This window comes from Microcoleus sp. MON1_C5, assembly GCF_036701875.1.
Lineage (GTDB): Bacteria > Cyanobacteriota > Cyanobacteriia > Cyanobacteriales > Microcoleaceae > Microcoleus.
The window spans coordinates 42,335-50,989 of sequence record NZ_JAUBRN010000054.1 but is presented as its reverse complement, the minus strand read 5'-3'; the positions used below and the strand labels follow the sequence as shown (position 1 = coordinate 50,989).

The window sequence follows — 8,655 nt, the reverse complement described above, 5'->3', positions numbered from 1 at the left end:
GTCTTCTTCTAGCAAATCTGACCTTGCTTAGCAGCAGTAGAGTGACCAATAGGGTTGCTGCCAACCCACCTTTCATCCACTGGTTCCGATGCCAATTGATAACGGCTGTCCGAGGAGAGTCGAATAGAAGGAGAATGGTTATCCAAACTGGCATGAATCGTAAACATACCAAAAATCAGAACATCTCCAGCCTCGAATTCGGAACTCAACCAACGTCCTCCGTATTTACAGCGCAAAGAAACCGGGTTTTTGGATAAGGCTCCATCCCACGATTTTTGATTGGAGGCATACAAAGAAGCCGTTTTTCTGTTGGCACAATAGCGATCGACATCTTTACATCCATAGGTATTTTTAATAGTCTCTAGATGATGAGAATTTTCCAAAATCATTAACCCGCCTAATTCCCAAGGAATATCGCCTAATGGAGTCCAAGCCGTGTAAAGCTTGTCAGTTCCTCGTCCCATATACACAATGTCACAATGAGCGTAAGTTCCTTTTCCTGGGGCGACTGCTCTCAGCCAGGTGTAATCGTAATGCCGGACTTGACCGCCTAAAAACATTCCAAAAAATTCCATCATCCGTCCCGAATAAAGCAGTGTTTTCAGTGTTGAACTCCTGCTTGCTAAATCGGGACGGAAATTCATGCTTAATCCCGGTTTAGCGATGCAATCTAGAACAGGACTGTCAAGTTCCAAGCTTCCCTCAGCAGCTAAACAAGCTGCAATTTCCTGACGAGCTTGCCAAACCTCTTGAGAGTTAAGAAAGGCTTTTAAGTATAAATAACCGTCTTGTTGCATCCTCCGTCGCAATTGCTCTGGCTGTCCGAGTACCTCGGAGGAATCCCTTAGATAACCAAAAGCCTCCTCACGGCAATCTAGTTCATAACCTAGGGAACTTAGGGCTGTTTTTGGTCTAATCAGCATCGTGGCTACCCGTTTAAGCCGGGACAGTAGAAACTTCAGTATTCAACAGATGTGCTGGATAATACCTTTACCTTCCAAGATTATCCGTCGTATCTGCTGGATAACACCCTAATTTTAAGGGATTAAACAGAAACGAAAGCAGGTTAAGTCCGGGTTCTTGGGTGTTATCTGTCACTTTTGCTGAATATTATCTCCTATATCGATCTTATTCAGCATTAACCTAATGTCACATCTTGTAAGAAAGACTCTCTCATTTTCTAAAAAGTTAGAAAACCATATTGGTGCTATTTGGTATTTTGTCCATCTTTACAACTCGACTTTGAGGCAATAAATATTCAATCACTACATATTTACTACTACCCCGATACCATTGGCACATCTTACAACGTGACTAATATCGCGTTCATGTTTCTAAACAGCTTTGGCATCAGGGCCTAAACCTGAGAGCGGTGTTTCAAGACAAGTTGAAACGCCGCTCTCATTTTGGTCTCTAGCTTCTACCGGCATTTAGGATTGCCGCGGTTTAACGTAGCCTCGATCTGGGATCGCGGATAATTGGTTGAAGTTACGCCTAGAAACTCCTCGCAGAGGTTTTCGCTAAGACTGTGCGGAGGTCATAGCGATCGAGGTTCATCACCTTGTCCCACGCCGCCACAAAGTCATTCACAAACTTCTGCTGCGAATCCACACAGCCGTAGACTTCCGCAAGGGCTCGTAGCTGAGAGTTGGAGCCGAAGATGAGGTCAACACGGGTAGCAGTCCATTTGTGTTCGCCGGTTTTGCGATCGCTCCCCTCGAACTCATACTCATCTTCAGAGGTCGCCTTCCACGTCGTACCCAGGTCGAGCAGGTTCACGAAGAAGTCATTGGTCAACGTCTCTGGCCGATCGGTGAAGACGCCGTGTTTAGAGCCTCCAAAGTTTGCACCCAGGACGCGCAAGCCGCCCACGAGAGCCGTCATCTGAGGGGCTGACAGGGACAGCAACTGCGCCCGATCGACCAGTAGCTCTTCGAGCGATTCGCTATGTTTGCCGCTGGTGTAGTTGCGGAACCCGTCAGCGGCTGGCTCAAGCACCGCGAAGGACTCGACATCCGTTTTTTCTTGCAGCGCATCCGTGCGTCCCGGCTTGAAGGGAACCGTCACGTCATGACCAGCGTTCTTCGCCGCTTGCTCAATGCCCGCGCATCCGCCCAGAACTATCAGGTCAGCGAGCGAAACCCGCTTGCGGCCTGACTGCGAGCTGTTAAACTCCTGTTGAATTCCCTCCAGGGTTTGCAGCACCGTTGCCAACTGCTCTGGCTGGTTGACTTCCCAATCCTTCTGCGGCGCGAGACGAATGCGTGCCCCGTTCGCTCCACCGCGCATATCGGAGCAGCGGAACGTTGACGCCGACGCCCAAGCAGTCGAAATCAGTTGGGAGACAGACAGTCCCCAAGCAAGAATCTTGCCCTTGAGGGCAGCGATGTCCTGCTCATCAATCAATTCATGATCGACTGCGGGAATGGGATCTTGCCACAAGAACTCTTCCTGGGGAACCTCTGAACCGAGATACCGCGATCGCGGTCCCATGTCGCGGTGCGTCAGCTTGAACCACGCCTTGGCAAACTGCTCGGCAAACTCATCCGGGTTGTCGTGGTAACGTCGCGCAATCTGGTTGTAGATGGGGTCCATCTTCATCGCCATATCTGCCGTGGTCATCATGGGGGCGTGCCGTTTCGAGGGATCGTGCGCGTCGGGCACCGTACCCGCACCCGCGTCGCCCTTGGGCTTCCATTGCCACGCGCCAGCGGGGCTTTTCGTCAGCTCCCAGTCATATTTGAACAGGGTTTCGAGATAGCTGTTGTCCCACTGCGTCGGAGTGGGAGTCCATGCGCCTTCGATACCGCTGGTGATCGCATCGACGCCGACACCCGTGTTAAAGGCGTTCTTCCAGCCGAGGCCCTGATCGATGATGGTGGCACCCCCAGGATCAGCCCCTACGTGCGTCGCCTCGCCCGCACCGTGACATTTGCCGAACGTGTGCCCACCGGCGGTGAGCGCGACTGTCTCCTCGTCGTTCATCGCCATCCGACCAAAGGTGTCGCGAATATCGCGCCCTGAGCCGACCGGATCGGGCTCGCCGTCTGGCCCTTCCGGGTTCACGTAGATCAGTCCCATCTGAACGGCGGCGAGAGGATTCAGGAGCACCCGATCGCCTTCGTAACGCTCATTGCCGAGCCAGGCTTTCTCAGAACCCCAGTAGATGTCTTCCTCTGGCTGCCAGACATCCACGCGCCCACCGGCAAAACCCAACGTCTTGAAACCCATCGACTCAAGCGCACAGTTGCCGGCGAAGATCATGAGGTCGGCCCAGGAGATCTTCTTGCCGTATTTCTGCTTGATTGGCCAAAGCAACATACGCGCTTTGTCGAGGTTGGCATTGTCTGGCCAACTGTTGAGCGGCTCAAACCGCTGGCTACCCGAACCTGCGCCGCCGCGACCGTCGCCAATACGATACGTGCCGGCGCTGTGCCAAGCCATCCGGATGAAGAGCGGCCCATAATGGCCATAGTCGGCTGGCCACCAGTCCTGGGAGGTGGTCATCAGCTCGTAGATATCTGCCCTCAAGGCAGCTAAGTCAAGACTCTTGAACTCCTCAGCGTAGTTGAACGCCTCACCCATAGGATTGGCCTGGGGTGTGTGCTGGTGGAGGATGCTCAAATTCAAATAATTCGGCCACCAGTCTCGGTGCGACGGCCTATGACGGGGCTGAGATTTCTGACCGCCGCCCGTAAATGGGCATCCACTTCCGTTGCTCATAGTATTTTCCTATCGAGGTGTGTGGGTAGGTTTTTTGATGTACTGCGGGTCTTGCCAACAAATAGCATTATGGTAATTACTGGGATAATTGATAAGCAAATAATTTAAGAGAAATATAATCAACGTTATAATTTGAAACAATAGATTTGTAATTTGAAACAAACGGTTATTATTAATAATCCAAGAGTGAGCCTGTACGCGCTCTGGTTGAGCGCGGTCACTTTCCACAAAGCTCACATGATGCTGAGACACCCGCGACGGTGTAACGACTAGGGTTAATTTATCCAAAATTTTTTTGTGGTTAGTAGTTGAGAGTGATGTACGCAGAGAATCTGACCTGCGTCGTTTGGAAAAGAACCTGAAAAAGGCTCGCACAGAAAAGGAAACAAATCGTCAAGCGGTTGGAAAACATTACCCGGTGCTTCGATCGCACCTTAAGCTCCTTCATGTTGGCGGTATGCACATCTGACGATCCAGTTCCTCCGGGTGGGCTTGGTGTTGGACGAGTTAAACGTCTGTTTCTTTCTTAACGAAGCCTGGTTTGTCCAGGTGACTCACGACAAGCATCCATATTGGATGGAAGTAATTCCTGACGAAGCATTATCTCCAGTACCACCATCACAGTTATCGGTAGATGATGGTGAAGACGATTTGGACATCCCGTTCTAGTTGACTTGGACAAAACTTTTGCAGGTTCTCAGTAACTCTTTCCTCGTAATGGATTGCACTCAACTTGAGTAACTCCTCACCGCTTCGCGCGTGGCTTGAGGCAGATCGAGTAACTTATGTAATGGTGCGTCTAGCAACTGGGTAGAAGAAACCAAAACGTAATCCTATATAATTTCATCCATCCAGCTTTGAATCTTGCTAATCAGCTTTAGTGGGTCAGGTTGAATATCCTTCAAGGGTTGCTCAAGAGACTGGTTGGTAATCCAAGCAAGGTGAATCCCCAAGTCTGGATCGGCAAGTTTTTGGCAGAATGCGATCGCTTCCTCTGTTGGCTGGTAAAAACCGTTAGCGTCTTTGATGTACAAAACCAAAGCTAGGTTTGGGCGCTGCAACTTGTCTTGAATCTCGAAGAGGTGTTGTTGAAGTTCAGCATCATTCTTGACTGTGGGTGGTTTCCCTGGAATTTTGACAGCGTGATGCTTGTAGATTTTATTGCAGAGTTTTTGCGCGATCGCTCCTTGTTCTGTCTCTTCTTTGAGGGATAGTAAGTTGATTGCCAGAGGATGAGTGTGTGCAGAGGTTCGCAGTTGGTTAAATTCGATGTTTTGCGCTTCGAGGATTTGAGCTTCAGCAGAGTTACCAACAGGAATGTTGTCAGGTGCTGCAGGATGGGTAGCGGTGGATTGCCTGTGCCATGCTTCATAAAAGTCTGGATAGCTCATGTTTTGGGCACAGTGCCAGATGAGCTGGTAGCAGCACTCATAACGGTCGTTATAGGAATGGTGCTGATTATCTGTATCCTCTTGCAGGCAGCCACTTAGTTTTGTAACTACTGTCTGATAAAAATTACCTTGAGTAAGTGCAGCAAATATTATTTGGGTGGCTGCGTGTAGGAGTTCAGGAGCTTGTTGATAAAAAACCTTCCCCCTATACCATGCGTTAAATTCTGGACGTTCAAAATCGCTAAAATTTGAGACGGTTCCCAAAGAATTATTTTGTTCATTCCTTCTAACCCATCCAGTGCAAATAAATTCAATCAAATGAAGTAAAATTATGGGATTATAACTAGCTGTACCGCCTAAATTTATCGCTGCCTTATAGCGATTTTCTATTGGGGAATCACCATATATAACTTGAGTCAAAACCTTGACTACCTTTAAATCACCAGTGGCGATTTTTCCCAGACTATCAATTGCTCGTCTACGAATCCAATCTATTGCATCCTGTTTTAAATCATCAAAGCTATTTGAATTATCGATTATCCTAATCAGGAAATTAATAGCATCTTTATTGGCAAAGCCAATATGACCCAGTATATCAGTCATTAAAAAATAATAGTGACCAATTGAACCATACTGATTGCTGTGAATAGATTCAATCAAATCAGAAAGAGTGTAATTTCCTATATTTTCCGTGACTTCTCTAATTTTCATCAAACTCTGAGCCGCTTTAATACGAGTTGATTTGTCTGAACTAGAGCAAAGCATTCTAATTAGATTAGCAATCTCTTCGGACTTACCGTAAAAGGTTCGCCATGACTCCTTTTTGTCTTCCCAATCTAAATCGCCTATCAATTTTTCTGTTGCTTCTGGATGATGAGGAAATTTCTTCAGTAAAACTCTAGCAGCCAGCCACTCAATAGGTTCAAAATCGGAATAATTCATTAGTGTTGTCAAAGCTGAAATAGCTTCCTGATGACTTGAATCAATTTCTAATAAACCAGTAGCAGCTAGTAAACAAGTCATGTCATGCCGAGTAGGCTGACTTTCGTGTAATATGCGGATTAGAACATCGATCGCTCTGCTTTGATCTGTATATCTCAATATTTCTCTTGCTGTCTCTGATAGAGGATCAGATGACAACCAGCGTTTACTGCAAGCCCAGATTGCTACTTGCTCGACAATCACCTTTGCTAGTTTGCAGTTTGGAAACTCTCTAATCCCCTCTGCTGCAAGAAAATACGCTCGAAACCAATAAAAGTTCAAGTTTTCACTGTCACATCCATCGCAGAACTCTACTAAACCTTTTATCAACTGCTCTTTCTGCTCTTTTAGCTTCTCATCTTGACGCCCCAGCCAGAGTAAAATTACCTCTTTCCATTGCAACTCAAAAACTCGATAGCGTTTATATTTTACCGATTTCTCTTTATCTTTTACTGGTTTATCTTTATGCTCACGTGGCAAGAAAAATTCCCAAGCATCAATCACTGTTGCTGCAAAATACTCCTGAAATGTGGGATGAAAGAAAGCATAAACTGGTTTGAGTGAATTTTCTAGCTCAACACCTACTTGATTCAACCAACCCAATTTGTCAGCTAACTCAAATAATTCGGGATATGGTTTCTCCAGTTCCTCATAAACTAAACTATGGGGCAGGATAGACTTGAATCCCTTGTCGATCGCCTTCAAAGCCAGTCGTCCAAGAGCTGCATTTAAGTCTCTTTGCTGTGCTGAGGTGGTGGGAAATACCCCCTTTTTCAAGACATAGAGCGCTTCAACAAACATCTCATAGAGTTCAGCTTTGGTATCTGGTAATTTTTCTCGTCCAGATTGCCAAGTAAAACACAACAGCGCTAACCGTAAAGGATGGCGTGCTAAATCCTTGATTCGCTCTTTGCCAGTTTCGTCTAAAGCCTTCCGTAATTGTTGACCCCCCTCAGTCCCCCCGATGCGGGCGAAGGCTCCTTGCTCCCTCTCTTTGTAGGGGAAGGCTGGCGAGGGGTTCCCAAACCATTTATCAATAAACTGCTTCACCTGATCTGAATTCTTGCCATCTCCATAGCTGAAATCCAGCATCTTGTAAGTATCAAACTCAGACAGAGCATTCCCCGCAGCATCCCAGAGATTCAGTCGGCAAGTCAGCACCACCCGCACATTTTTCAGCAAGGGAACTCTGACGAATTCGGCAAGTTTTCCCAAGGGGTCAGCGACCTGCATTTCATCTGCACCATCCAACAGCAACCACACTCGCCCATCTTTTAAGTGTTTTTCTAACTGTTCCACCCATTCAGGCGGTGCAGCATCTAACTTACCCGCCGCATCTCGCAGCCAATCTTTGAGCAAATACTCCTGTAGAGGCTTTTCGCCAACTACTCCTAAAGAAATCCAAATCGGCAAATCCTCAGTTTCATCCAACACCCAATCAGCAATCTTCAACAACTGGGTTGTTTTTCCTGCACCTGGTTCACCAATGATATTGAGACGCTTACCATTACTCTTGGGACTCTGCTGGTTGGCGAGAACCTGCTGGAAAAAATCATCGTAGTCGATGGGGGTGATTTTCTCCTTTTCTTCTCGATATACTCGTGAACCTTCTTCTGGACAAGAATCATCACGACGCTGAACCTTTTGAGGGCGCTCAACCAATCCTAAAGGGACATGAATATCATCGAGTTCAAACTTTATCCCCATGCCAGAGGTAAACAGATTGCTGGCAAGTTCCCGCTTGGGTTTGAGCATCGCACGGCAAACTTCTCCCCAGTTAATCAGGTCAGGTTCTTTACTTGACTCCGGTAAGGCATATCCAGCCTCTGTGAGCCACTTAGGAACGCTACCCCAACTCATCCTGTTTATTTGTCGGGGTTGAAGGATGTCTATGAGGTAATCCTTTATGTCTCTATTTAGGGCAACTCGAACAGTCTCCTTCTCAACTCCGCATTTACTAGCAATGTCTTCAGTTGTTTCTCCGCAAAGTACACCTTTGAAGTATCTCCAGAGTGTTGCCGTGATTTCACCCCCCTTTTTAGCTTCCAGAGCGGCTTTCAATTTTTTCAGCTCAAACCTGTTTTCAGCCTCGTCAAAGTTCTCTTCTGGTTGATCTGAAATAGGGGGCATCCTAATTAACCGTCATCAAGTTCTTGCTGAATCAATGCTAACAAATTGCTAACTCCAGTTAGTCGATCGCTGACCCTAGCGCCGACTATCGTTGAAACATCCCATCAGACATAGGTTTCAGAGATTTAGCGAATGAAAGCATTTCAACTTAGCCTACCTATTCCAGGCTGTGAACCCGTTTGCCTAGACGATCGCAACCAACCCAAAAACTCCAAGAACCGCTCACGCCCTATGGTAATTGAACCATCTTGCACCACCCAGAGAGCAGCAGACCTTCTCGGCGTATCTACCACCACTCTCTATCGCGCCCGAAAACAAGGCAAACCCTATCAACACAAAGCCTGGATTGCCCAAGCGATTGGTGCCAAAAACGCTTGGACAGTCTCATACACCCCGAACCAAGCCAAACCGAACAACTGATGAATGAGAA

At 47.3% G+C, this 8,655-nt stretch carries 4 protein-coding genes and 1 pseudogene; 2 read left to right on the top strand and 3 right to left on the bottom strand.

Features of this window, described 5'->3' with window-relative positions; genetic code table 11:
* Positions 1-8: 8 nt before the first annotated feature.
* Positions 9-923 carry a phytanoyl-CoA dioxygenase family protein gene (locus tag QUA71_RS22490; protein ID WP_333288419.1) on the bottom strand — a complete coding sequence of 305 codons (915 nt, stop codon included), beginning with the start codon at positions 921-923 and terminating at the stop codon, positions 9-11.
* A 223-nt stretch (positions 924-1,146) separates the two neighbouring features.
* Here QUA71_RS22490 and QUA71_RS22485 point away from each other — a divergent pair.
* Positions 1,147-1,254, top strand: a pseudogene (locus QUA71_RS22485) (IS1 family transposase); the annotation flags it as partial.
* Positions 1,255-1,494: 240 nt separating this feature from the next.
* On the opposite strand, the gene katG reads toward QUA71_RS22485, so the two are convergent.
* Together katG and QUA71_RS22475 are read right to left on the bottom strand one after the other, a co-directional pair.
* Positions 1,495-3,723 (bottom strand): catalase/peroxidase HPI, encoded by a 2,229-nt coding sequence (gene katG / locus QUA71_RS22480; RefSeq protein ID WP_333288417.1) that lies wholly within the window; start codon positions 3,721-3,723, stop codon positions 1,495-1,497.
* 833 nt (positions 3,724-4,556) lie between these two features.
* Entirely contained in the window at positions 4,557-8,225 is a 3,669-nt protein-coding gene (locus QUA71_RS22475) for an NACHT C-terminal alpha/beta 1 domain-containing protein (RefSeq protein WP_333288415.1), read from the bottom strand.
* A 132-nt stretch (positions 8,226-8,357) separates the two neighbouring features.
* On the opposite strand from QUA71_RS22475, the gene QUA71_RS22470 reads away from it, so the two are divergent.
* On the top strand, positions 8,358-8,645 hold the full coding sequence (locus QUA71_RS22470) for a hypothetical protein (protein WP_333288413.1): 288 nt from the start codon (positions 8,358-8,360) through the stop codon (positions 8,643-8,645).
* The last annotated feature ends 10 nt before the right edge of the window (positions 8,646-8,655 follow it).

What these genes read in the sequence shown, in the direction of transcription:
- QUA71_RS22470 (WP_333288413.1), top strand. Translation starts at nt 8,358, where the DNA reads ATGAAAGCATTTCAACTTAGCCTACCTATTCCAGGCTGTGAACCCGTT.
- katG (WP_333288417.1), bottom strand. Translation starts at nt 3,723, where the DNA reads ATGAGCAACGGAAGTGGATGCCCATTTACGGGCGGCGGTCAGAAATCT.
- QUA71_RS22475 (WP_333288415.1), bottom strand. Translation starts at nt 8,225, where the DNA reads ATGCCCCCTATTTCAGATCAACCAGAAGAGAACTTTGACGAGGCTGAA.
- QUA71_RS22490 (WP_333288419.1), bottom strand. Translation starts at nt 923, where the DNA reads ATGCTGATTAGACCAAAAACAGCCCTAAGTTCCCTAGGTTATGAACTA.